This window comes from Citrobacter rodentium NBRC 105723 = DSM 16636 (genome assembly GCF_021278985.1).
Classification (GTDB): Bacteria; Pseudomonadota; Gammaproteobacteria; order Enterobacterales; family Enterobacteriaceae; genus Citrobacter_A; species Citrobacter_A rodentium.
Map to the genome: position 1 here is coordinate 718,755 of NZ_CP082833.1, position 25,357 is coordinate 744,111.

Here is a 25,357-nt window from a genome sequence, read left to right on the forward strand (position 1 = left end):
CTTAACTCCCTGTTCCGAGTAAATCAGAGTGATAATCGCCCGCCGGATAGCGGAACGGGACCGGCCCGTCGGCAATACCGTCCAGGAACTGGCGTACGCGCGGATCGTCGTTTTCCTGCAACCCTTGCGCACTGCCGTGGGCAACAATTTTTTTGTCCGCCATGATATACGCGTGATCGGCAATACTCAGGACTTCAGGCACATCATGAGAGACCACGATGCAGGTAACGCCCAGCGAGCTGTTGAGTTCTGAAATGAGCTTAACCAGCACTCCCATAGTGATGGGATCCTGGCCGACAAAGGGTTCATCAAACATAATGAGATCCGGCTCCAGCGCAATTGCGCGCGCCAGCGCCGCTCGCCTCGCCATCCCGCCGGACAGCTCGGAAGGCATCAATTTTGCCGCGCCGCGCAGGCCCACGGCCTCCAGTTTCATCATCACCGTACTTTTCAGTAACGGCGCCGGAAGCGTGGTATGTTCGCGCAACGGGTACGCCACGTTATCGAAAACGTTCATGTCGGTAAACAGCGCCCCCGACTGAAACAGCATACTCATCCGTTTCCGTACAGTGTAAAGCCGCGAGCGGGACATGGCGGGAATATTCTCGCCATCAAACAGGATCTCGCCCTTGTCTGGCGAAATTTGCCCGCCGATCAGGCGCAGCAGCGTCGTTTTACCGATGCCGGACGGCCCCATGATCGCGGTGATCTTACCACGCGGCACCGTCAGGGAAATATTATCGAAAATGCAGCGATCGCCACGCGTAAAGCTGACATCGCGCATATCGACTAAATTCGCCACAGACTCACCCATTAATAGATCCTTCGTGTTGCTTAGTGATTAAAGCATGGCGCTGAAAATCGCCATGAACCCAACATATTTACAGAATATTACCTGCCCTGGTTAGCTAAAGCTGGCATTTGTTTTACTTTTTAATCGCATAAAGTCAAAATTAAGACTTCGTAACGGTTTCCCGGTGACCGGCGAGTATACCTGAAGAAAGGACTTTAGATGCTTTTAGCGACGGCGCTATTAATTATTGGTTTATTATTGGTCGTCTACGGCGCCGACCGTCTGGTATTTGCCGCGTCAATTTTATGCCGAACGTTCGGCATCCCGCCGCTGATCATCGGTATGACGGTGGTCAGTATCGGCACCTCGCTGCCTGAGATCATCGTCTCGCTCGCCGCCTCGCTGCACGGACAGCTCGATCTTGCCGTCGGCACCGCGATCGGATCCAACATTACCAACATTCTGTTGATCCTCGGGCTGGCCGCCCTGATCCATCCTTTTACCGTGCATTCCGATATTCTGCGCCGCGAACTGCCGCTAATGTTACTCGTCAGCATGGTAGCCGGTTCCGTACTGTATGACGGAGAGCTGAGCCGTAGCGATGGCATTTTTCTCCTGCTGCTGGCCGTGCTATGGCTGCTGTTCATGGTTAAAATCGCCCGCCTGGCTGAGCGGCAGGGCAACGACAGCCTCACCCGCGAGCAGCTTGCGGAGCTGCCGCGCGAAGGCGGACTGCCGGTAGCGTTTTTATGGTTGGGCATCGCGCTGATCATTATGCCGATGGCCACCCGGATGGTGGTCGATAACGCCACGGTGATCGCCAACTATTTCGCCATGAGCGAACTGACGATGGGCCTGACGGCGATCGCCATTGGCACCAGCCTGCCCGAACTGGCGACCGCCATTGCTGGCGTACGCAAAGGCGAAAACGATATTGCGGTGGGCAATATCATTGGCGCAAACATTTTTAACCTCGCGCTCGTCCTTGGCCTTCCCGCCCTGCTGACGCCTGGCGAGGTCAACCCGCTGGCCTTCAGCCGTGATTACAGCGTAATGCTGCTGGTGAGCGTCATCTTTGCGTTACTCTGCTGGCGGCGTCCCCGTCAGTCTGGTCGCGGCGCAGGCGCGCTGCTGACCGGCGGTTTTATCATATGGCTGGCGATGTTGTATTGGTTGTCGCCGCTTATTGTTGGATAACGGGAAAAAGATTATGTCGCACTTAGCGTTACAACCGGGTTTTGACTTTCAGCAGGCCGGAAAAGAGGTCCTGGCGATTGAACGTGAAGGCCTCGCGGAACTCGATCAGTATATCAATCAGGATTTTACCCTCGCCTGCGAAAAGATGTTCAACTGCACCGGTAAAGTCGTGGTCATGGGCATGGGCAAATCGGGACATATCGGCCGCAAAATGGCCGCGACCTTCGCCAGCACCGGCACCTCGTCCTTTTTTGTCCACCCTGGCGAAGCCGCCCACGGCGATCTGGGCATGGTGACCGCGCAGGACGTGGTGATTGCCATCTCCAACTCCGGCGAATCCAGCGAAATTGCCGCCTTAATCCCGGTGCTGAAACGCCTTCAGGTGCAGCTTATTTGCATTACGGGGCGTCCGGAAAGCACCATGGCGCGAGCCGCGGATGTGCATCTGTGTGTTAAAGTACCGAAAGAGGCCTGTCCGTTAGGACTGGCGCCGACCAGTAGCACCACGGCCACGCTGGTAATGGGCGATGCGCTGGCGGTGGCGCTGTTAAAGGCGCGCGGCTTTACCGCCGAGGATTTCGCGTTATCCCATCCGGGCGGCGCGCTGGGGCGTAAACTTCTGCTGCGCGTGAACGATATTATGCATACGGGCGAGGAAATCCCCCACGTGCGCAAAGAGGCCAGCCTGCGCGATGCGCTGCTGGAGATCACCCGCAAAAATCTGGGCATGACCGTAATTTGCGATGAGACGATGAAGATCGATGGCATCTTCACCGACGGTGATTTACGCCGCGTCTTTGATATGGGCGTTGACGTGCGGCAGTTAGGCATTGCCGACGTTATGACGCCGGGCGGCATCCGCGTGCGCCCGGCATTCTGGCGGTCGATGCGCTGAACTTAATGCAGTCCCGTCATATCACCTCAGTAATGGTTGCCGATGGCGACCAGTTGCTCGGTGTGTTACATATGCATGATCTCCTGCGTGCAGGCGTCGTGTAGCAATTCAAGGATAAAAAGAAATGAGTAAAGCAGGTGCGTCGCTTGCGACCTGTTATGGACCCGTCAGCGCTGAGGTTATCGCCAGAGCAGAGAACGTTCGTCTGTTGATTCTCGACGTTGATGGCGTGCTGTCGGATGGGCTGATTTACATGGGCAATAACGGCGAAGAGCTGAAAGCCTTCAACGTCCGCGACGGGTATGGTATCCGCTGCGCCCTGACCTCCGGTATCGAAGTCGCCATTATCACCGGCCGAAAGGCTAAACTGGTAGAAGATCGCTGCGCCACGCTGGGGATCGTCCATCTGTATCAGGGACAGTCCGATAAGCTGCTGGCGTTTAACGATCTGCTGGCAAAACTGGCGATCGCGCCGGAAAACGTGGCCTACGTCGGCGACGATCTGATCGACTGGCCGGTGATGGAAAAAGTGGGTCTGAGCGTCGCGGTAGCGGACGCGCATCCATTGCTCATCCCGCGCGCGGACTATGTGACAAAAATCGCCGGCGGGCGGGGCGCGGTGCGTGAGGTGTGTGATTTATTATTACTGGCGCAGGGTAAGCTTGAAGCGGCCAAAGGGCAATCAATATGAGTAAAGCCAGACGTTGGGTTATCATTCTGCTGTCGTTGGCCGTACTGGTGCTGATTGGTATTAATCTGGCCGATAAAGACGTTACCGCGCCGGTAGTGGTGAACACAAGCGATCCCACTTATAAAAGCGAACATACGGATACCGTCGTGTATAGCCCGGAAGGCGCGCTGAGCTATCGTTTGATTGCCCAGAATGTCGAATATTATTCGGATCAAGCCGTTTCGTGGTTTACTCAACCGGTATTAACCACCTTTGATAAGGACAAGATCCCTACCTGGTCAATCAAGGCGGACAAAGCCAAACTGACCGATGAACGGATGCTGTATCTTTATGGTCATGTTGAAGTCAACGCGCTGGTGCCTGACGCTCAACTACGCAGAATTACCACCGATAACGCTCAGGTCAATCTGGTGACGCAGGATGTGACCTCTGAGGATCTCGTCACGTTATACGGAACTACATTTAACTCCAGCGGACTGAAAATGCGCGGCAACTTACGCAGCAAGAACGCCAAGCTGATTGAAAAGGTTAGAACCTCCTATGAAATTCAAAACAAACAAACTCAGCCTTAATCTTGTGCTTGCCAGCTCACTTCTGGCCGCCAGCATTCCGGCGTTCGCCGTTACCGGCGATACCGACCAGCCGATCCACATTGAATCGGACCAGCAGTCTCTGGATATGCAGGGCAACGTCGTCACCTTTACCGGTAATGTCGTCGTGACCCAGGGCACCATCAAGATCAACGCGGATAAAGTCGTCGTGACCCGTCCGGGCGGCGAAGAAGGTAAAGAGGTCATAGACGGCTTCGGCAACCCGGCCACCTTCTATCAGATGCAGGACAACGGTAAGCCGGTCAAAGGCCACGCGTCGAAGATGCATTATGAACTGGCGAAAGACTTTGTGGTGCTCACCGGCAACGCGTACCTGGAACAGCTCGACAGCAACATCACCGGCGACAAAATTACCTATCTGGTGAAGGAGCAGAAGATGCAGGCCTTCAGCGAGAAAGGGAATCGCGTCACCACCGTGCTGGTGCCGTCGCAGTTGCAGGACAAAAACAAAGACCAGGCCCCGGCTCAGAAAAAGAGTAACTAATTCGTTATGGCAACATTAACTGCAAAGAATCTGGCGAAGGCCTATAAAGGCCGTCGCGTCGTGGAAGATGTCAGTCTGACCGTCAATTCGGGCGAGATTGTCGGGCTGCTCGGGCCTAACGGCGCAGGTAAAACCACCACTTTTTATATGGTGGTCGGCATTGTGCCGCGCGACGCCGGCAACATCATCATTGATGATGAGGACATCAGCCTGCTGCCGCTGCACGCCCGCGCACGGCGCGGCATCGGCTATCTGCCGCAGGAAGCATCGATTTTCCGCCGCCTGAGCGTGTATGATAACCTGATGGCGGTCCTGCAAATACGCGACGATCTCACCGCCGAACAGCGTGAAGATCGCGCCAACGAGCTGATGGAAGAGTTTCACATCGAGCATCTGCGGGACAGCATGGGCCAGTCGCTCTCCGGAGGCGAACGCCGCCGTGTCGAAATCGCCCGCGCGCTGGCCGCAAATCCGAAATTTATTCTGCTCGATGAACCCTTTGCGGGCGTCGACCCCATCTCCGTTATCGATATCAAACGCATTATCGAGCACCTGCGCGACAGCGGGCTTGGCGTGTTGATTACCGACCATAACGTCCGCGAAACGCTGGCGGTGTGCGAGCGCGCCTATATCGTCAGTCAGGGACACCTGATCGCCCACGGTACGCCGACGGAAATCCTGCAGGACGGACACGTTAAGCGCGTATACCTTGGGGAAGACTTCAGACTCTGATAGGGTAGAGGTTCGCGACGTCATAGCGGGAGAAAACGATTCTGAATATGAAGCAAGGTTTGCAACTCAGGCTCAGCCAGCAACTGGCAATGACGCCTCAGCTACAACAGGCTATCCGTCTGTTGCAGTTATCCACGCTGGAGCTCCAGCAGGAACTGCAGCAGGCGCTGGAAAGCAATCCGCTGCTTGAGCAAACCGATCTTCATGAGGAAGTGGACACCCGCGAGACGCAGGACAACGAAACGCTGGACGCCGCCGACGCGCTCGAACAACAGGCGATGCCGGAAGAACTGCCGCTCGACGCCAGCTGGGACGAGATCTATACCGCCGGCACGCCTTCGGGCACCAGCGGCGACTATATCGACGACGAACTGCCCGTTTATCAGGGTGAAACTACCCAGAGCCTGCAGGATTACCTGATGTGGCAGGTGCAGCTGACGCCGTTTACCGATACCGATCGCGCCATCGCCACTTCCATTGTCGATGCCGTTGATGATACCGGCTACCTTACCGTTTCGCTGGAAGATATCCGCGAAAGTATGGGCGACGAAGAGGTGGATATTGACGAGATCGAAGCCGTCCTGAAACGCATTCAGCGATTCGATCCCGTCGGCGTCGCGGCAAAAGATCTGCGCGACTGTCTGCTGATCCAGCTCTCCCAGTTTGCGAAAACCACGCCGTTTCTCGAAGAAGCCCGCCTCATTATCAGCGATCATCTCGATCTGCTCGCGAACCACGACTTCCGCACCCTGATGCGCGTAACAAGGCTGAAGGAAGAGGTGCTGAAAGAGGCGGTAAATCTTATCCAGTCGCTCGACCCCAGACCCGGCCAGTCGATCCAGACCGGCGAGCCTGAATACGTGATTCCCGACGTGCTGGTGCGTAAGCATAACGGCCGCTGGATGGTCGAACTGAACAGCGACAGCATCCCCCGTCTGCAAATTAACCAGCACTACGCGGCAATGTGCAGCGGCGGGCGCAACGATGCCGACAGCCAGTATATCCGCAGCAATTTGCAGGATGCGAAATGGCTGATTAAAAGTCTGGAAAGCCGTAACGATACCCTGCTGCGCGTCAGCCGTTGTATCGTCGAACAGCAGCAGGCCTTCTTTGAGCAAGGCGAAGAATTTATGAAACCGATGGTGCTGGCGGATATCGCCCAGGCCGTCGAGATGCACGAATCGACAATTTCCCGTGTGACCACGCAGAAGTATCTGCACAGCCCGCGCGGCATATTTGAACTGAAGTATTTTTTCTCCAGTCACGTGAATACCGAAGGCGGCGGCGAAGCCTCCTCCACGGCGATTCGCGCGCTGGTGAAAAAGCTGATTGCGGCGGAAAACCCCGCGAAACCGCTGAGCGACAGCAAGTTAACTTCGCTGCTGTCGGAACAGGGTATCATGGTGGCGCGCCGCACCGTTGCGAAGTACCGAGAGTCTTTATCCATTCCGCCGTCGAATCAGCGTAAACAGCTGGTTTGACCTAACCGATAAGGAAGACACTATGCAGCTCAACATCACTGGAAACAACGTCGAGATCACTGAAGCCCTGCGTGACTTTGTGAACAATAAATTCGCCAAGCTTGAGCAGTATTTCGACAGAATCAATCAGGTCTACATTGTGTTGAAGGTGGAGAAGGTCACCCACATCTCGGATGCGACGCTGCACGTCAATGGCGGCGAAATTCACGCCAGTTCGGAAGGCCAGGATATGTATGCCGCGATTGACGGCTTAATAGATAAACTGGCCAGACAGCTAACCAGACATAAAGACAAACTGAAACAACACTAAGTATCCGGGCAGTTAGCGGGTGCAGGAAGGCCTGTTGCGTACAACAACAGGCCATTTGTACAGTTAGCGCTCCGAACCCGCCTCGTCCGATGACTGGGTCGGGTTCCCAGGTGAAATTATGATAAATAACGATACGACTCTACAACTGAACAGTGTACTTAACCAGGAATGTACGCGCAGTGGCGTTCACTGCCAGAGCAAAAAACGCGCGCTGGAGATCATCAGCGAACTGGCGGCGAAGCAGCTCAGTTTGCCACCGCAGGTGGTTTTCGAAGCGATTCTGACGCGGGAAAAAATGGGCAGTACCGGCATCGGCAACGGCATCGCCATCCCGCACGGCAAGCTGGAAGAAGACACCCTGCGTGCCGTGGGCGTGTTTGTCCAGCTGGAAACGCCGATCGCTTTTGACGCGATCGATAATCAACCGGTCGATCTGCTTTTTGCTCTGCTGGTGCCTGCGGATCAAACCAAAACGCATCTGCACACGCTGTCGCTGGTCGCCAAGCGGCTGGCGGACAAAACCATTTGCCGTCGTCTGCGCGCCGCACAAAGCGATGAAGAGCTGTATCAAATCATCACTGGCACCGACGGTTGCCAGGATGATGAATAAAAGCGTAGAACATTCCCCTTTTGACGTGGTGAGGAGAAACAGTACATGGTACTGATGATCGTCAGCGGTCGTTCAGGGTCAGGTAAATCTGTGGCCCTGCGTGCGCTGGAAGATATGGGTTTTTACTGCGTGGATAACCTTCCCGTGGTGCTGTTACCCGATCTGGCTCGTACGCTGGCCGAACGCCAGATATCGGCTGCCGTGAGCATTGACGTGCGCAACATGCCCGAATCGCCGGAAATCTTTGAGCAGGCGATGAACAACCTGCCTGAGGCGTTCTCACCGCAGCTGCTGTTCCTGGATGCAGACCGCAATACCCTGATTCGTCGCTACAGCGATACGCGCCGCCTGCACCCGCTCTCCAGCAAAAATTTATCGCTGGAAAGCGCTATCGATCAGGAAAGCGATCTGCTGGAACCGCTGCGCTCGCGCGCCGACCTGATTGTCGACACCTCGGAAATGTCGGTGCATGAGCTGGCGGAAATGCTGCGCACCCGCCTGCTGGGCAAGCGCGAACGCGAACTGACCATGGTGTTTGAGTCTTTTGGCTTCAAACACGGTATTCCAATTGATGCCGACTACGTCTTTGACGTGCGCTTTCTGCCGAACCCCCACTGGGACCCGAAGCTGCGTCCAATGACCGGCCTGGATAAACCGGTTGCCGCCTTTCTCGACCGGCACACAGAAGTACACAATTTTATCTACCAGACCCGCAGCTATCTTGAGCTATGGTTACCAATGCTGGAGACCAACAACCGTAGCTACCTGACCGTAGCCATTGGCTGTACCGGCGGGAAGCACCGTTCGGTGTATATTGCAGAACAGCTGGCAGACTACTTCCGCTCGCGCGGGAAAAACGTACAGTCACGCCATCGTACGCTGGAAAAACGTAAAACATGACCGTCAGGCAAACTGTTGAAGTGACTAACAAGCTGGGCATGCATGCCCGGCCTGCGATGAAGCTTTTCGAATTGATGCAAGGTTTTGATGCCGAAGTCCTGCTGCGTAACGATGAAGGCACCGAAGCCGAAGCCAACAGCGTGATCGCCTTACTGATGCTGGACTCCGCCAAAGGCCGTCAGATTGAAATTGAAGCCACCGGACCACAGGAAGTTGAAGCGCTGGCAGCGGTTATCGCGCTGTTTAACTCAGGGTTCGACGAAGACTAATCCTCCCCCTTTTTCCGCCTCCTCACAAAACGCCGAATGGCGTTTTTTTATTTCCCTTGCCAGCAATTGCACTTTTCGTGCTCTTTTTAGCTGCATATTTACCTTAGGAAAACCTTAAGAGCCGTCGTTTAGGATTCATTTACTTTTCTTGTCCATACTTAATTATTGTCAGTAAATATTTCCAGGATAGCTCTTATGATTCGTCTATCAGATCAGACACCCCTGGGCACCGGACGACATCGTAAATGCTATGCGCATCCGGATGATGCCCAACTCTGCATTAAGATTGTGTACAACGGTGGTCACGGCGGCGAAAAAGAGACGCGGCGCGAGCTGAAATACTACGCGCATCTTTCCCGCTACTTGCAGGACTGGAGCGGGATCCCGCGCTACTACGGCACGGTAGAGACCGACTGTGGGACGGGTTACGTTTACGATGTGATTGCCGACTACGACGGCAAGCCGTCCGTGACGCTCAGCGAATTTACGAAGCAGTGCCGCTATGAAGATGACGTTATCGTATTACGGCAGTTGCTGAGGCGGCTGAAGCGTTATCTGCGCGACAATCATATCGTCACAATGACCCTGAAACCGCAGAACATTCTCTGCCATCGCATCAACGAATCAGAAGTCGTGCCGGTCGTGTGCGATAACATTGGCGAAGGGACGCTGATCCCGCTGGCGACCAGGTCGACATGGTTTTGCCATCGCAAGCAGGAAAGGTTGTGGCAGCGGTTTATTGCCCAGCCAGCGCTGGCCATGGCGCTGGAAAAGAACGCACAGCCAAAAGAGCGCAGCGCGCTCGCGCTCTCTTCCCGCGAGGCATAAGCCTTGCAGGTTGGATAAGGCGTTAGCCGCCATCAGGCGATACTTGTTTACCCTGATGCATTTAACAGGCCTGATGGCGCTTCGTTTATCAGGCCCTACGGGACGTCATTATTCCGCGTTTAATACAGCTTATTGCGGGTCATAAACGTCTCGCCGCCCAGCTGGCGCATCTGGCGCATAATCCACGCCTGTCGGCTACGCACATACCCGGAAGGCGCGGCGGCCTTATAGCGTAAGGGATTTGGCAATACGGCGGCGAGCAGCGCGGCTTCCGACTGCGTCAGCCTGCTGGCCGGTTTGCCGAAATAGCGCTGCGCCGCCGCTTCAACGCCAAAGACGCCGTCGCCAAACTCGGCGATATTCAGGTAGACAGTCAGGATCCGCTTTTTGCTCCAGACGGTTTCAACGCCCAGCGTCAGACCCGCTTCCAGCCCTTTGCGCAGCCAGCTACGTCCGTCCCATAAAAAGAGATTTTTCACCGTTTGCTGTGACAACGTCGACGCGCCGCGTATGCGATTTTCATGGCGTTCATTATGCGACAGCGCCTTCTCAATGGCGGCAACGTCAAATCCCCAGTGCGCCGGAAAGTGTTGATCTTCCGCGGCAATAACCGCCAGCCCCATCCACGGCGAGATCTCATCCATACTCACCCAGTCTGAATGGGCGACATAGCCGAAATCGCCCCGTAGCCAGGCGCCAATCTGCCGCTCCGCCATCACCGCCGAAAACGGCACCGGTGCCACGCTGAACAGCGCAATTCCGCCGCCCCAGAAGAGGGCAAGCGCCAGCGCGACGCGTACAATCAGGCGCCGCAGAAATACGATAAGTCCTTTTTTCATTCCGCCAGGACCAGCACGCGCGATACCAGTTTTTCAATGCCGGTCGCCGCCTCGGCGATATTCTGCGCCAGCATATACGCTGGAGTGGTGACGATTTTATTGTCTTCGTCGACCACGATATCATCCACTGGACAGGGCACGTGCTCCGCTCCCATATCATCCAGCGCTTCGGCGGTATCGATATCCGTGCCAATGGTCAGCCGCAGCGGAAAACCAAACATTTTCGGCAGCATCGCCGGAGCGATGCACATAAAGCCGAGCGGCTTACCCGACTGATGCATGGCGACGGCCAGCGCGGTTAAATCGGCGTCCACCCGGCAATCGCGCCCCTGGCTGGCAAAATTACTTAAATTTTTCGCCGCGCCAAAGCCGCCGGGAACAATCAGCGCGTCCAGTTCCGCGGAAACAGCCTGAGAAAGCGGGCGAATGTCGCCACGGGTGATGCGCGCCGCTTCAATCAGCACATTACGCGTTTCCGCCATCGGATCGCCCGTCAAATGATTAATCACATCGGCCTGCGGTTTGTCGGGGGCGAAGCAGACGGCCTGCGCGCCGCTGCGGGCAATCGCCAGAAGAGTCAGTACAGCCTCATGAATTTCTGCGCCGTCGTATACGCCGCAGCCGCTGAGCACTACGCCAATTCTTTTCATTCAAAACATCCTTTTCGCAACTGACTGGAGCGGATTAAAAATAATGATTAAAATGCTACGCTTCACACATTTAACTGATTCATGTAACAAAACATTTAAGATTTGCTATCTTAATTGCGTGCGGCCTGAAAATGAGCGCTGCGCGTTTAAAATATGAGAATAACTTACCGCGCAGCTACGATTTCCCTGGTGTTGGCGCAGTATTCGCGCACCCCGGTTAATCCGGGGTCATTTTTTTTGCGCGTTCGCCACCCAGGCTTTCAGTACCGCAACATCATGCTGCCACTCCTGCTTCATCTCTTCGATCCATTCGCCGACGTTATCCTCCCATGCAGGAAGATCCGGAGACTGGATCTGCTGGCCCAGCTGTTGCAGATGACGAAGCCCGACGGAGCCGGCCGCCCCTTTGATCTTATGCCCTTCCTCCACCACGCCTTTTTTATCGCGCGCGGTCAGGTTTGACTCCAGCACGCTCAGATAGCCCGGCATCATCTTCTCGAATACCGCGAGGCCATCGGTAATCAATTTTGGCCCCACCAGCTCTATGTACTGTTCCAGCATCGGAATATCTAACAGCGCTTGCGATTTACTGTTCTCTTCAGGCGTCACCGTGCTCTCCTCTTCATTTTGCGTGTCCCAGAACTTCTTAATCATGGCGGTCAATGCCGGAACCGACAGCGGTTTACTCAGCACATCATCCATCCCTGCTTCCAGATACTCTTTTTTATCCTTCAGTACGTTGGCGGTAAGCGCCACCAGCGGCGGCAGATCTTCGCGCGCGTAGCGTTTGGTCAGTTCCCTGGAGATATCAAGTCCGGTCATATCCGGTAGCTGAATGTCCAGCAGCACCAGATCGTACTCGCCCGGCGTGAACATCTCGAGCGCCGCCTTGCCCGTCATCGCCACGTCCACGCTGTTGCCGAGTTTTTCCAGCACCGAGCGCGCCACAATAACGTTCAGTTCGATATCTTCCACCAGCAGCACGTTCAGCGCCGGCAGCGGTAAATCGTCTTCCTCGAACGCGTCCTCAACTTCTTCCGCCACTGCCGGCGCATGAACGGTCAGGGTAAAGGTTGAACCTTTATTCGTCTGGCTTGCCACGGTAATGTCGCCGCCCATACTTTTCGCCAGCCGACGCGAAACCGCCAGGCCAATCCCGGTGCCGGTGGCCGGTTTACCGCCGTGACTGTCTTTCACCTGATAATACATCGCGAAGATCTTGTCCTGCTCATCCTGCGGGATGCCGATGCCGGAATCTTCCACTTCGAAGTGCAGCATATCGCCTTCGTCATAGCGGACCCGCACCGTGACCTGCCCCTGCTGGGTAAACTTCACCGCGTTGCTGATCAGGTTCCACAGAATCTGCCGCAGCCGCGTGCCGTCAGTGACCACTTTATGCGGCAGCGGCAACGTTGGTTCGAGGACGAAACGCAGCCCTTTCTGCTGCGCCTGTAGCCCGGAGAGGTTTTCCAGATCGGCCATAAAGCTGGTGAAATCCACCGGCTGGTTGTCGAGCTGAACTTTACGCCGCTCCATCTTATCCATGTCGATAATATCGTTGAAAATATTCCCCAGCGTCACGGCGGAAACATGAATAGTCTTGAGGTATTTTTCCTGTTCGGCGGTCAGGTCGGTGTCCAGCAGGATGCGGCTCAGGCCGACGATGCCGTTCAGCGGCGTGCGTAATTCATGGCTGATGGTGGAGATAAAGGTGGTTTTGTCGCGGCTGGCGCGTTCAAGCGCATCCTGATAGCGCTTACGTTCGGTAATGTCACGACCAAAGCCCATCAGACCGTGGCGTTTACCAACGCGGTCGTAATAGGGCACTTTGCGAATTTCAAAACAGGCCTTACGTCCGTCCGGATAATCCAGCCACTGCTCATAGGTCAGCGACACGTTATGCCGAAAGACCTTTTCATCGGTTTCAATGACTTTTGCCGCCGCTTCCGGCGAATAAACGTCGGCTGGCTTGAGATGCACCAGCTGCTTTTCGCTTTTGCCGGTAAGCAGCTCCATCGCCCGGTTACAGCCGGAAAACTCTTTATCTTCGTTACGATAAAACACCAGGTCCGGCGAGGCGTCGAGGAAAGAGCGCAGGAAAGAGGATTGCTGCTCAAGCTGGATCTGCGCCTCTTCGCGCTCTTTGATCTCCACTTTCAGTTGTTCAAAGGTCGACTGGCGTTCGGCCTCCGCCTTTTCGCGATCGGCGATCTCCTGATTGAGCTGCGCGATGTTGTCTTTTAGCTGCACGTTAAGCTTGAGGTCGCGCTCACGCATCTCCTCCAGCTTTTGCACCAGCCTGGACAAGCGCTGACGGGACTCCTCCAGTTGTTCAACCACCACCGACAGAAAATAGACCGCCCAGGGGGTAATTAATAAACCAAAGAAGATAGAACGAATAACGTCGATCTGTTCGACCCGCCCATGGAGCACCATAGTGACAGCCATCTGCACCACAATAGCCAGCACAACCAGCGCAAACGCTAACAGGAGCGAAAAGCGCACCAGACCCAGCTTCATCATCAGGTCGACATAATATTGCGCCAGCATACGAATTTGCTTCATCAGGAATTTCCTTTACGACAATCTGGCACAATAATACTCAATTATGAGCAACGCGTTGAAGATTGTGTAAAAAATGCGGGGAAAATAGCGTTACGCGGGAACAGGCGAGAGATAACAGGAAGATGGCGGATGCTGCGACGGGCCCGGCAAGCGGACCCGTCATCAAAGCGAAGGCGAGATTAGCGCTTACCCAGCGCTTCCCACAGCCCCATCAGGTAGGTGACGCCCAGTGCCCGGTCGAACAGACCATACCCCGGACGACCGGTTTCGTCCCAGATAAAGCGGCCATGATCCGGACGGATATAACCGTCGAAGCCGTTGTCATACAGGGACTGCATCACTTTGTACATGTCTAACGAACCGTACTGTGAAGGATGCGCGCACTCATAAAAGTCTTTATCTTTAATGAGCTTGATGTTGCGCACGTGCGCGAAATGAATCCGCTTGCGGCGACTGAACTCCGCGAGGATCTCATACACATTGTTGTCCGGATCTTCCGCAATAGAACCGGTGCAGAGCGTGATACCGTTCGCTTCGGAATCCACGGCGTTGCAGATCCAGTCCAGATCGGCGCGGTTTTTCACAATGCGCGGCAGACCGAAGATAGAGTACGGCGGATCGTCCGGGTGGATTGCCATCTTCACGCCCACCTCTTCACAGACCGGGATCACCGCCTTCAGGAAGTAGACCAGGTTTTCGCGCAGCTTCGCGTCGTCCACATCTTTATACTTTGCAAACAGCTCCTGCACCTTCGCCAGTCGCTCCGGCTCCCAGCCCGGCAGCGCAAAGCCGTTCGAGTTTTCCAGAACCTCTTTCACCACCTCTTCCAGGCTCTTGTCGATATCCTTTTTCTCAAAGGCCATCGTCATGGAGCCATCCGGCAGAACGTAGTTCATGTCCGTCTTCATCCAGTCGAAAACGGGCATAAAGTTATAGCAAATCACCTTCACGCCTGACTGGGCAAGGTTACGGATAGTTTGCTGGTAGTTGGCAATGTAGCGATCGCGTGAAGGCAGACCAATTTTGATGTCATCATGGATGTTAACGCTTTCGATGACTTCCATTTTCAGACCGGCGTCATGCGCCTGCTTAACCAACTTTTCGATCTTATCTACCGGCCAGACCTCACCAACCGCTACGTCATACAGCGCCCCTACGACGCCTTCCACGCCCGGAACCTGGCGGATATGCTCCAGGGAAACCTTATCTTCATCTGGCCCAAACCAGCGCATTGTCATCTGCATACGAAATCACCCGAATCAATGTGTGTATAAACTTGCCCAACTACCATACTAGTAATCATAAGCATACACGGAATTACTGTAGTGACAAAGATCACATATCTGCTTTTACGTTTTTTTCTGCCAAAAAATGCTGTTAGGATTTTTATTGGCTTTTATTTCAATATATTGCATTCATACCCTCTCTTATGGACGACATTTTCCAAATGTGACCCAGGCCACCTTTTCTGTTTTTGTATACTTGTATGGTAATAAAAAGTAATGAAACTGGATTCAAACATACATCGTAAGGAAAGAGAAAATGAGAAGCGTCGTCGTAGAAAAACCCGGTCAACTTACCATCGCTCAGCGCCCTGTCCCGGAACCTGGCGCGCATGAGGTCCGGGTGAAAGTCGTCTTCGCGGGCATCTGTGGATCGGATGTGCATATCTATCACGGCCATAACCCTTTTGCGAAATACCCTCGCGTGATTGGACATGAGTTTTTCGGCCTTATCGATGCCGTAGGTGAAGGCGTCGATGGGGCGCGCTTAGGCCAGCGCGTTTCGGTGGATCCGGTCGTCAGCTGCGGTCACTGCTACCCCTGCTCCGTAGGGCGCCCGAATGTGTGCAGCCAGCTCCAGGTCATTGGCGTTCATCGCGACGGCGGCTTCAGCGATTATGTTTGCGTACCGGCGAAAAACGCTTATCCGATCCCGGAGAATATCAGCGATCGCCAGGCGACAATGGTGGAGCCTTTTACCATTGCCGCCAACATTACCGCCCAGATGAAACCTACGCCGCAGGACATCGCTCTGGTCTACGGCGCAGGTCCGATGGGGCTTACCGCCATCCAGGCGCTGAAGGGAGTTTACGGCGTCAGCCAGGTGGTGGTTGCCGATCGCATCCCGGAACGTCTGGAGATGGCGAAAAATAACGGCGCCGACCTGCTCATCAATAATGCCCACCAGCCGCTCGCCGAACGACTGGCGCAGGAGAAGATCGCCCCAACGCTGGTGATCGACGCAGCCTGTCATCCAGCCATTCTGCAGGAGGCGATCAATCTGGCGTCGCCTGCCGCGCGCATTGGCATTCTGGGCTTCTCCGCCGATCCTTCTACCGTCACGCAGCAGAGTATTACCAGTAAGGAAATTTCAATCTTCTCTTCGCGCCTGAACAGCGCGCGCTTCCCGATGGTGATTGAGTGGATGGAAAAAGGGCAGATTAACCCTGACGCCCTGATTACTCACTGTATGCCGCTGGAACAGGTTAAAGAAGCGATGGACGTGTTCGCCCATGACCAGCAAACCTGCTGCAAAGTATTACTGCAATTAGATAAATAAACGCTTTCTGTATTTCACTTGCTGATGACCAACAGGGGATTATGCGTCATCAGCACTCCCTATAAAATAATAATGGAATTATTATGGCAAAAAATATTCGTTGGATAATTGTTTTACTGCTGTTTCTGGTTTACATGATAAATTACCTGGACCGGGTAGCATTATCAATAACCGTTCCGATGATTGAAAAAGATCTGATGCTAAATGCCGAACAGTTCGGCATGATTTTTGGCAGCTTCTTCTTCGGCTACGCTATATTTAACTTTATTGGCGGTCTGGCCGTCGATAGATTTGGCGCCACGCTGGTATTAGGCGTCGCCGTAGGTTTATGGTCACTATTTTGCGGCCTGACCGCCTTTGCCACCGGTTTTTATTCCATGCTGATCCTGCGCGTCCTGTTCGGGATGGCGGAAGGTCCTATCTGCTCCTCGGCGAACAAGATGATTAACGGCTGGTTTCCCAAGAAGCAGGCCGCAACCGCCGTCGGCTTTCTCAGCGCAGGTTCGCCGCTTGGCGGCGCGGTCGCCGGTCCTATCGTCGGCTATCTGGCGCTGGCGCTCGGCTGGCGTCCGGCTTTCTTAATTATTTTCACCATCGGTATTGTCTGGATGATCGTGTGGTTCTTCATTGCCGCTAACTCACCGGAAAAACATAAGCGCGTCAGTACAGAAGAGCTGGCATTAATTCAGCGGATGAAAAGCGAAGATGCCGAACAGGAAGTGGTAGGAAATGAAACCGCCCACTCTCTGGGTTATTATCTTAAGCAACCGATTATTCTGGTGACCGCTTTCGCCTTCTTCTGCTACAACTATATTTTATTCTTCTTCCTGAGCTGGTTCCCGTCTTATCTGGTGCAGCAACATCATCTGGATATTAAATCCATGAGCCTCACCACGATGATTCCCTGGATTGTCGGTTTCGTTGGTCTGGCGCTGGGCGGTTATATTTCCGATAAAATCTTTAATATTACCGGACGCCTGCTGCTGTCGCGTAAAATCGTGCTGGTGGTTTGCCTGATGATGGCCGCTATTTGTGTAGGACTGGCCGGTACGGTAAGCAGCGTGGTGCCCGCCGTTATCCTGATGTCGGTCTCCATTTTCTTCCTGTATGTAACAGGGGCGATTTACTGGGCCATTATTCAGGACGTGGTACATAAATCCCGCATCGGCGGCACCAGCGGCTTCATTCACCTGATTGGCAGCATCTCAGGCATCGTTGGGCCGATCGTGACCGGTTATATCGTTCAGTCTACGGGTAAATTCGACAGCGCCTTTATCCTCGCCGGCAGCGTTGCCGCGCTGGGCGCGCTGCTGGTGCTGTTCGTGATCAAGACGCCGCGCTCAGCGGCCAAAACCGCGCAGGCTTAATAGCCTGACAGGGGGCAAAGGCTGCCTCCTGTCAGCGCGAGGGGCGTCAGGCTGGCGAAATCCAGCCACGCCCCAGCGCCGAGCCCTGCACGCCGTGTTCATTCAGATAACGATCAAGCTCCACCATCCCCGTCCAGCGATTCTCGCACCACAGCGGCGCCAGCAGCGTCGGCCTGCGGGCGCTGGCGGAAATACGGTGGTAGATCACCTCCGGCGGCGTGTGGCGAATCATCTCCCCTGCCGCCACCGTGTACTCATCCAGCGCAATGCCGTTAAGCCGCCCGGCCTCCCAGGCCTTCGCCATAATGCTGCCTTTGACGATATGCAGCTTAATGCCATCCACGCCGGTTTCCACCACCCGCTCCAGCGTTTGCAGGCATTCGCTCTGCCCCTCGCCCGGTAAGCCGACAATAAGATGAGAACAGACCTTCAGCCCGCGCTCACGCGCCAGCCGGGTGGTGCGCTGGTAGCAGGCAAAATCGTGGCCGCGATTAATGCGATGCAGGGTTTTATCATGCGCGGTCTGTAACCCAAGCTCCAGCCACACTTCGTATCCCTGGTCTTTATACTCGCAGAGCAGATCGAGCACGGCCTCCGGCACGCAGTCGGGACGCGTCCCGACGCAAAGCCCGACGATGCTGGCCTGGCTGACCGCCTGCTGATACATTGCGCGCAGCACCTGCACCTCGGCAAAGGTGCTGGTATAGGCCTGAAAATAGGCCAGATAGCGTTTCGCGCGGTTTACCAGATGCGCCTGATGGGCAAGCTGTTCGGCAATGGAGCGATGCTGCTGGGCTTCATCGGCAAAAGAGGCGACGTTACAGAAGGTGCAGCCGCCGCGTCCGATGGTGCCGTCACGGTTAGGACAGCTGAACCCGCCGTGCAGCGTCAGTTTATGAACCTTTTGTCCGTAACGACGAAAAAGATCCCCACCAAACATATTGACTAATTTCTGTAACTGCATAATCTGATAGACCGCCTCTTAAAAAGAGGCCAAAGCCTGCCATTTTTAGCCCCAGTCGGCGATGACCTGGATCAATCGCCCCGGCGGGCTTTTATCATTTGCATAGAAAGTCAAAATAAACGACATTTCATTCATAACCTGTCCGATTACTTTTCCTTATTTCACCGCCGCTTTTTTATCTTCTGACGCCGCTGGCGCAAAAACAGTATTTTGAATTACATAAAAAACACAAACCAGCACGAAACACTGAATACGACGCTAATTTAAGCGCAGTTAAGGTCTGGCCGGGGGATATGATAGTGAGACAGATCACACTACGAGCCGTACTCACCGGGCGCTCAATCAAAGTAAAAAGCACAATAATTTCAATATTTTCAAAAATATAATCAATATATAGCACAGTTTTCAACGGATAAGCTTGCCATTTGACCTGTGTGTGGATTCCCGATAAGTTGGGAATCCGCTGGAAGCTTTCTGGATGAGCGGTGTGCTCATCATATTTATGCAGTAATTGAGATTCCCTCTGACAGCAAGTCCTCAAACTTGTTTGACCTACGCGATAAGGATTAAGAGGGCGAATGCGAGGTAAGCGTATCACGCGCAAACTCCGTCGCCATGCTCTTGGTGTGCCCGTGCGCAAACGGTATCGGAAGGGGATCCCGCAGAGCCTGGGGAGGTTCACTGATATGTTGTACGATAAATCCCTTGAAAAGGATAACTGTGGTTTCGGCCTGATCGCCCACATAGAAGGCGAACCTAGCCACAAGGTAGTGCGTACCGCCATACACGCACTGGCCCGAATGCAGCACCGTGGCGCGATTCTCGCTGATGGAAAAACCGGCGACGGTTGCGGTTTGCTGTTGCAAAAGCCCGACCGCTTTTTTCGCATTGTTGCGCAGGAGCGCGGCTGGCGTTTAGCCAAAAACTACGCCGTCGGCATGATCTTCTTAAATCAGGATCCGGAACTGGCGGCTGCGTCTCGCCGTATTGTGGAAGAAGAACTCCAGCAGGAAACCCTGTCAATCGTTGGCTGGCGCAACGTGCCGACCAATGAAGGCGTTCTCGGCGAAATCGCCCTCTCCTCTCTGCCGCGCATCGAACAAATTTTCGTCAACGCCCCTGCGGGCTGGCGTCCGCGCGATATGGAGCGTCGTCTGTTCATCGCCCGCCGCCGCATTGAAAAGCGTTTGCAGGACGACAAAGACTTCTACGTCTGTAGCCTGTCGAACCTGGTCAACATCTATAAAGGTCTGTGTATGCCGGCGGATCTGCCGCGCTTTTACCTGGACCTCGCGGATCTGCGTCTGGAATCGGCCATCTGCCTGTTCCACCAGCGCTTCTCCACCAATACCGTGCCGCGCTGGCCGCTGGCGCAGCCGTTCCGCTATCTGGCGCATAACGGCGAGATCAACACCATTACCGGCAACCGCCAGTGGGCGCGCGCCCGTACCTATAAATTCCAGACGCCGCTGATCCCGGATCTGCACGACGCCGCGCCGTTCGTTAACGAAACCGGTTCGGACTCCAGCTCGATGGATAATATGCTGGAGCTGCTGCTGGCTGGCGGGATGGATATTGTGCGCGCCATGCGTTTGCTGGTGCCGCCCGCCTGGCAGAACAACCCGGATATGGATCCGGAGCTGCGCGCCTTCTTCGACTTTAACTCGATGCACATGGAGCCGTGGGACGGCCCGGCGGGGATCGTTATGTCCGACGGGCGCTTTGCCGCCTGTAACCTCGATCGTAACGGCCTGCGTCCGGCGCGTTTTGTGATCACTAAAGACAAACTGATCACCTGCGCCTCTGAGGTCGGCATCTGGGACTACCAGCCTGACGAAGTGGTGGAAAAAGGCCGCGTCGGACCGGGCGAACTGATGGTGATCGATACCCGCAGCGGACGCATTCTGCACTCCGCCGAAACCGACAACGACCTGAAAAGCCGCCATCCGTATAAAGAGTGGATGGAGAAAAACGTTCGCCGCCTGGTGCCGTTTGAAGATCTGGCGGACGATCAGGTGGGACAACGTGAACTGGACGACGATGCGCTCGCCAGCTATCACAAACAGTTCAACTACAGCGCCGAAGAGCTGGATTCCGTGATTCGCGTCCTGGGCGAAAACGGCCAGGAGGCGGTCGGCTCAATGGGTGACGACACCCCGTTTGCCGTACTCTCCAGCCAGCCGCGCATTATTTATGACTACTTCCGCCAGCAGTTCGCGCAGGTCACTAACCCGCCAATCGATCCGCTGCGTGAAGCGCACGTTATGTCGCTTGCCACCAGTATTGGTCGCGAGATGAACGTCTTCTGTGAAGCGGAAGGCCAGGCGCACCGTCTGAGCTTCAGGTCGCCGATTCTGCTGTACTCCGATTTCAGGCAGTTGACGACGATGAAAGAGGATCACTATCGCGCCGACTGGCTGGATATCACTTTCGACACCACGCAGACCACGCTGGAAGAGACAGTGAAAGCGCTGTGCGATACCGCAGAGCAGATGGTGCGCAACGGCACCGTACTGCTGGTGCTTTCCGACCGCAATATCGGCAAGAACCGCCTGCCGGTGCCAGCGCCAATGGCCGTCGGCGCGATACAGACGCGGCTGGTGGAACAGAGCCTGCGCTGCGACGCTAACATCATTGTCGAAACCGGCAGCGCCCGCGATCCGCACCACTTCGCCGTCCTGCTCGGCTTCGGCGCGACCGCCATCTATCCATATCTGGCTTACGAAACGCTGGGCTGCCTGATTGACACCCAGGCGATTGCCAAAGACTACCGCACCGTGATGCTGAACTATCGTAACGGCATCAACAAAGGGCTGTACAAGATCATGTCCAAAATGGGCATCTCGACCATCGCCTCTTACCGCTGCTCGAAGCTGTTTGAAGCGGTCGGCCTGCATGATGAGGTCGTCAACCTGTGCTTCCAGGGCGTGGTAAGCCGCATCGGCGGCGCTGGCTTTGCCGACTTCCAGCAGGATCTGCTGAACCTCTCCAAACGCGCCTGGCTGGCGCGCAAGCCTATCGCCCAGGGCGGCCTGCTGAAGTACGTGCACGGCGGCGAATATCACGCCTATAACCCGGACGTGGTGCGCACCCTGCAACAGGCGGTGCAGAGCGGCGAGTACAGCGACTACCAGGAATACGCGAAGCTGGTTAATGAACGTCCGGCGACCACGCTGCGCGATCTGCTGGCCATTAATCCCGGCGGCGAAGCGGTCAGTATTGACGACGTTGAACCGGCGACTGAGCTGTTCAAACGCTTCGATACCGCGGCGATGTCCATCGGCGCGCTGAGTCCGGAAGCGCATGAAGCGCTGGCGGAAGCAATGAACAGCCTCGGCGGTAATTCGAACTCCGGCGAAGGCGGTGAAGATCCGGCGCGCTACGGCACCAATAAAGTGTCGCGCATCAAGCAGGTGGCCTCCGGCCGCTTCGGCGTGACGCCGGCGTACCTGGTTAACGCCGACGTCATTCAGATTAAGGTCGCGCAGGGCGCGAAGCCGGGCGAAGGCGGCCAGTTACCGGGCGATAAAGTCACCCCGTACATCGCCAAACTGCGCTATTCGGTGCCGGGCGTGACGCTGATCTCCCCGCCGCCGCACCACGATATCTACTCTATCGAGGACTTAGCGCAGCTGATTTTCGATCTCAAGCAGGTTAACCCGAAAGCGATGATCTCGGTGAAGCTGGTTTCCGAACCGGGCGTTGGCACCATCGCTACCGGCGTGGCGAAAGCCTATGCGGATCTCATCACCATCGCCGGTTACGACGGCGGCACCGGCGCAAGCCCGCTCTCCTCGGTGAAATATGCGGGCTGTCCGTGGGAACTCGGCCTGGTGGAAACCCAGCAGGCGCTGGTGGCGAACGGGCTGCGCCATAAGATCCGTTTGCAGGTCGACGGCGGCCTGAAAACCGGCGTTGATATCATCAAAGCGGCGATTCTGGGCGCGGAAAGCTTCGGCTTCGGCACCGGTCCGATGGTGGCGCTGGGCTGTAAATATCTGCGTATTTGCCACCTGAACAACTGCGCGACGGGCGTTGCCACTCAGGACGACAAGCTGCGTAAGAACCACTACCACGGCCTGCCGTTCAAAGTGACCAACTACTTTGAATTTATCGCCCGCGAAACCCGCGAGCTGATGGCGCAGCTGGGCGTAAAACGGCTGGTAGATCTAATTGGCCGTACCGACCTGCTGAAAGAGCTGGAAGGGTTTACCGCCAAACAGCAGAAGCTGGAATTGTCCCGCCTGCTGGAAACCGCCGAGCCTCATCCGGGCAAGGCGCTGTACTGCACCGAAAACAACCCGCCGTTCGATAACGGCGTGCTGAACGCGCAGCTGCTGCAACAGGCGAAGCCGTACGTTGACGAACGCCAGAGCAAAACCTTCTGGTTCGATATCCGTAACACCGACCGCTCCGTTGGCGCGTCGCTGTCGGGCTATATCGCGCAGACGCACGGCGATCAGGGGCTGGCCTCTGACCCGATCAAAGCGTACTTTAACGGCACCGCAGGCCAGAGCTTCGGCGTCTGGAACGCGGGCGGCGTGGAGCTGTACCTGACCGGCGACGCCAACGACTATGTCGGTAAAGGCATGGCGGGCGGCCTGCTGGCGGTGCGTCCACCGGTCGGTTCCGCCTTCCGCAGCCATGAGGCGAGCATTATCGGCAACACCTGTCTGTACGGCGCGACTGGCGGCCGTCTGTATGCCGCAGGCCGGGCGGGCGAACGTTTCGCGGTGCGTAACTCCGGCGCTATCACCGTCGTGGAAGGCATTGGCGATAACGGCTGTGAATATATGACCGGCGGCATCGTCTGTATTCTCGGCAAAACCGGGGTCAACTTCGGCGCGGGCATGACGGGCGGCTTCGCCTATGTCCTTGACGAAGACGGCGAGTTCCGCAAGCGTGTAAACCCGGAACTGGTGGAAGTGCTGAGCGTTGACGATCTCGCGATTCACGAAGAGCATCTGCGCGGTCTCATCACCGAGCATGTACAACACACCGGTTCCCAGCGTGGTGAAGAAATTCTGGCTAACTGGTCAGCGTTTGCCGCTAAATTCGCGCTGGTTAAGCCGAAGTCCAGCGATGTGAAAGCCCTGTTGGGTCACCGTAGTCGTAGCGCAGCAGAGCTGCGCGTGCAGGCGCAGTAAGAGGTTCTGGTCATGAGTCAAAACGTATATCAATTTATCGACCTGCAGCGCGTTGATCCGCCAAAGAAGCCGCTGAAAATTCGTAAAATCGAGTTTGTGGAAATCTACGAGCCGTTTTCCGAAGGTCAGGCGAAGGCGCAGGCCGATCGCTGTCTTTCCTGCGGCAACCCGTACTGCGAGTGGAAGTGCCCGGTGCACAACTACATCCCCAACTGGCTGAAGCTGGCTAATGAAGGGCGCATTTTCGAGGCGGCGGAGCTTTCTCACCAGACCAACACGCTGCCGGAAGTGTGCGGTCGCGTCTGCCCGCAGGATCGTCTGTGCGAAGGTTCTTGTACCCTCAACGACGAGTTCGGCGCGGTCACCATCGGCAACATCGAACGCTATATCAATGATAAAGCCTTCGAGATGGGCTGGCGGCCGGATATGACCGGCGTGCGTCAGACCGACAAGCGAGTGGCGATTATCGGCGCCGGTCCGGCCGGGCTGGCCTGTGCCGACGTACTGACGCGCAACGGCGTGAAGGCGGTGGTGTTCGATCGTCATCCGGAGATTGGCGGCCTGCTGACCTTCGGCATTCCGGCGTTCAAGCTGGAAAAAGAGGTGATGACCCGCCGTCGGGAAATTTTCACCGGCATGGGCATTGAATTCCGCCTGAACGTTGAAGTTGGCCGCGACGTGCAGTTCAGCGATCTGCTGAACGACTATGACGCCGTCTTTCTTGGCGTCGGCACCTATCAGTCAATGCGCGGCGGGCTGGAAAACGAAGACGCTGACGGCGTGTTTGACGCTCTGCCGTTCCTGATCGCCAACACCCGGCAAATTATGGGCTTTGGCGAAACGCCCGACGCGCCGTTTATCAATATGGAAGGTAAACGCGTAGTGGTGCTGGGCGGCGGCGATACTGCGATGGACTGCGTGCGGACCTCCGTGCGCCAGGGCGCGACGCACGTCACCTGCGCCTATCGTCGTGATGAAGAAAATATGCCGGGCTCCAGACGCGAAGTGAAAAACGCGCGGGAAGAAGGCGTCGAGTTCCAGTTCAACGTCCAGCCGCTGGGCATCGAAGTCAATGCCAACGGCAAGGTCTGCGGCGTGAAGATGGCGCGCACCGAAATGGGTGCCCCGGACGCGAAAGGCCGTCGCCGGGCGGAGATTGTCGCCGGTTCCGAACATGTGCTTGCGGCTGATGCGGTGGTGATGGCGTTTGGTTTCCGTCCGCACAGCATGGAATGGCTGGCGACCCACAGCGTGGAGCTGGACTCGCAGGGGCGTATTATCGCGCCGGAAGGCAGCGAAAACGCGTTCCAGACCAGCAACCCGAAAATCTTCGCCGGTGGCGACATCGTGCGCGGTTCAGACCTGGTGGTAACGGCGATCGCCGAAGGCCGTAAAGCGGCCGACGGGATCATGAACTACCTGGAAGTGTAAACCGTTCAGGTTCCCCGGATATCGCCATTGC

Annotated in this window: 21 protein-coding genes and 1 pseudogene; 16 read left to right on the top strand and 6 right to left on the bottom strand. The window is 55.8% G+C overall.

The window, feature by feature from the left end; all coding sequences use genetic code 11:
- Position 1: 1 nt before the first annotated feature.
- On the bottom strand, positions 2 to 814 hold the full coding sequence (mlaF, locus tag K7R23_RS03335; protein ID WP_012908519.1) for a phospholipid ABC transporter ATP-binding protein MlaF: 813 nt from the start codon (positions 812 to 814) through the stop codon (positions 2 to 4).
- A gap of 198 nt (positions 815 to 1,012) precedes the next feature.
- On the opposite strand from mlaF, the gene K7R23_RS03340 reads away from it, so the two are divergent.
- From K7R23_RS03340 to yrbL, 12 genes and pseudogenes are all read left to right on the top strand, one after another.
- Positions 1,013 to 1,990, top strand: coding sequence for a calcium/sodium antiporter (locus tag K7R23_RS03340; protein ID WP_024133056.1), 978 nt, complete (start codon positions 1,013 to 1,015; stop codon positions 1,988 to 1,990).
- A 13-nt stretch (positions 1,991 to 2,003) separates the two neighbouring features.
- Positions 2,004 to 2,989 (top strand): annotated as a pseudogene (gene kdsD, locus K7R23_RS03345) (arabinose-5-phosphate isomerase KdsD).
- A gap of 20 nt (positions 2,990 to 3,009) precedes the next feature.
- A complete protein-coding gene (gene kdsC / locus K7R23_RS03350; protein ID WP_012908516.1) occupies positions 3,010 to 3,576 on the top strand; it encodes a 3-deoxy-manno-octulosonate-8-phosphatase KdsC in 567 nt (188 codons plus the stop codon).
- Positions 3,573 to 4,148 (top strand): LPS export ABC transporter periplasmic protein LptC, encoded by a 576-nt coding sequence (gene lptC / locus K7R23_RS03355; RefSeq protein WP_012908515.1) that lies wholly within the window; start codon positions 3,573 to 3,575, stop codon positions 4,146 to 4,148. Before kdsC ends, lptC begins: the two co-directional genes overlap by 4 nt.
- A complete protein-coding gene (gene lptA / locus K7R23_RS03360) occupies positions 4,117 to 4,671 on the top strand; it encodes a lipopolysaccharide ABC transporter substrate-binding protein LptA (RefSeq protein ID WP_012908514.1) in 555 nt (184 codons plus the stop codon). Before lptC ends, lptA begins: the two co-directional genes overlap by 32 nt.
- A gap of 6 nt (positions 4,672 to 4,677) precedes the next feature.
- Positions 4,678 to 5,403 carry an LPS export ABC transporter ATP-binding protein gene (lptB, locus tag K7R23_RS03365; protein ID WP_012908513.1) on the top strand — a complete coding sequence of 242 codons (726 nt, stop codon included), beginning with the start codon at positions 4,678 to 4,680 and terminating at the stop codon, positions 5,401 to 5,403.
- Positions 5,404 to 5,450: 47 nt separating this feature from the next.
- Complete coding sequence (gene rpoN / locus K7R23_RS03370) at positions 5,451 to 6,884, top strand: RNA polymerase factor sigma-54 (RefSeq protein WP_012908512.1); 1,434 nt, start codon at positions 5,451 to 5,453, stop codon at positions 6,882 to 6,884.
- A 22-nt stretch (positions 6,885 to 6,906) separates the two neighbouring features.
- Positions 6,907 to 7,194, top strand: coding sequence for a ribosome hibernation promoting factor (gene hpf / locus K7R23_RS03375; protein WP_012908511.1), 288 nt, complete (start codon positions 6,907 to 6,909; stop codon positions 7,192 to 7,194).
- Between the two features lie 118 nt (positions 7,195 to 7,312).
- On the top strand, positions 7,313 to 7,804 hold the full coding sequence (ptsN, locus tag K7R23_RS03380) for a PTS IIA-like nitrogen regulatory protein PtsN (RefSeq protein WP_012908510.1): 492 nt from the start codon (positions 7,313 to 7,315) through the stop codon (positions 7,802 to 7,804).
- Positions 7,805 to 7,849: 45 nt separating this feature from the next.
- On the top strand, positions 7,850 to 8,704 hold the full coding sequence (rapZ, locus tag K7R23_RS03385) for an RNase adapter RapZ (protein ID WP_012908509.1): 855 nt from the start codon (positions 7,850 to 7,852) through the stop codon (positions 8,702 to 8,704).
- Positions 8,701 to 8,973: a PTS phosphocarrier protein NPr gene (npr, locus tag K7R23_RS03390; RefSeq protein ID WP_012908508.1), complete on the top strand. Its 273-nt coding sequence runs from the start codon at positions 8,701 to 8,703 to the stop codon at positions 8,971 to 8,973. Before rapZ ends, npr begins: the two co-directional genes overlap by 4 nt.
- A gap of 195 nt (positions 8,974 to 9,168) precedes the next feature.
- Complete coding sequence (gene yrbL, locus K7R23_RS03395; RefSeq protein WP_012908507.1) at positions 9,169 to 9,801, top strand: PhoP regulatory network protein YrbL; 633 nt, start codon at positions 9,169 to 9,171, stop codon at positions 9,799 to 9,801.
- A 119-nt stretch (positions 9,802 to 9,920) separates the two neighbouring features.
- Here the strand turns inward: yrbL and mtgA are convergent, their stop codons facing one another.
- From mtgA to uxuA, 4 genes are all read right to left on the bottom strand, one after another.
- Positions 9,921 to 10,640: a monofunctional biosynthetic peptidoglycan transglycosylase gene (mtgA, locus tag K7R23_RS03400; protein WP_012908506.1), complete on the bottom strand. Its 720-nt coding sequence runs from the start codon at positions 10,638 to 10,640 to the stop codon at positions 9,921 to 9,923.
- On the bottom strand, positions 10,637 to 11,290 hold the full coding sequence (gene elbB, locus K7R23_RS03405; RefSeq protein WP_012908505.1) for an isoprenoid biosynthesis glyoxalase ElbB: 654 nt from the start codon (positions 11,288 to 11,290) through the stop codon (positions 10,637 to 10,639). Before elbB ends, mtgA begins: the two co-directional genes overlap by 4 nt.
- Before the next feature lie 228 nt (positions 11,291 to 11,518).
- Entirely contained in the window at positions 11,519 to 13,855 is a 2,337-nt protein-coding gene (gene arcB, locus K7R23_RS03410) for an aerobic respiration two-component sensor histidine kinase ArcB (RefSeq protein ID WP_012908504.1), read from the bottom strand.
- A 179-nt stretch (positions 13,856 to 14,034) separates the two neighbouring features.
- A complete protein-coding gene (gene uxuA, locus K7R23_RS03415; protein ID WP_012908503.1) occupies positions 14,035 to 15,099 on the bottom strand; it encodes a mannonate dehydratase in 1,065 nt (354 codons plus the stop codon).
- 298 nt (positions 15,100 to 15,397) lie between these two features.
- On the opposite strand from uxuA, the gene K7R23_RS03420 reads away from it, so the two are divergent.
- Entirely contained in the window at positions 15,398 to 16,417 is a 1,020-nt protein-coding gene (locus K7R23_RS03420) for a Zn-dependent oxidoreductase (RefSeq protein WP_012908502.1), read from the top strand.
- A gap of 83 nt (positions 16,418 to 16,500) precedes the next feature.
- Positions 16,501 to 17,784: an MFS transporter gene (locus tag K7R23_RS03425; protein WP_012908501.1), complete on the top strand. Its 1,284-nt coding sequence runs from the start codon at positions 16,501 to 16,503 to the stop codon at positions 17,782 to 17,784.
- Between the two features lie 46 nt (positions 17,785 to 17,830).
- On the opposite strand, the gene mnmL is transcribed toward K7R23_RS03425, so the two are convergent.
- The gene (mnmL, locus tag K7R23_RS03430; RefSeq protein WP_012908500.1) at positions 17,831 to 18,748 is read right to left on the bottom strand and encodes a tRNA modification radical SAM protein MnmL/YtqA; all 918 of its coding nucleotides are present in this window, start codon (positions 18,746 to 18,748) and stop codon (positions 17,831 to 17,833) included.
- A gap of 686 nt (positions 18,749 to 19,434) precedes the next feature.
- Between mnmL and gltB the strand changes: the two genes are divergently transcribed.
- Together gltB and K7R23_RS03440 are read left to right on the top strand one after the other, a co-directional pair.
- Positions 19,435 to 23,895 carry a glutamate synthase large subunit gene (gene gltB, locus K7R23_RS03435; protein WP_024133055.1) on the top strand — a complete coding sequence of 1,487 codons (4,461 nt, stop codon included), beginning with the start codon at positions 19,435 to 19,437 and terminating at the stop codon, positions 23,893 to 23,895.
- Positions 23,896 to 23,907: 12 nt separating this feature from the next.
- Positions 23,908 to 25,326 (top strand): glutamate synthase small subunit, encoded by a 1,419-nt coding sequence (locus tag K7R23_RS03440; protein WP_012908498.1) that lies wholly within the window; start codon positions 23,908 to 23,910, stop codon positions 25,324 to 25,326.
- The last annotated feature ends 31 nt before the right edge of the window (positions 25,327 to 25,357 follow it).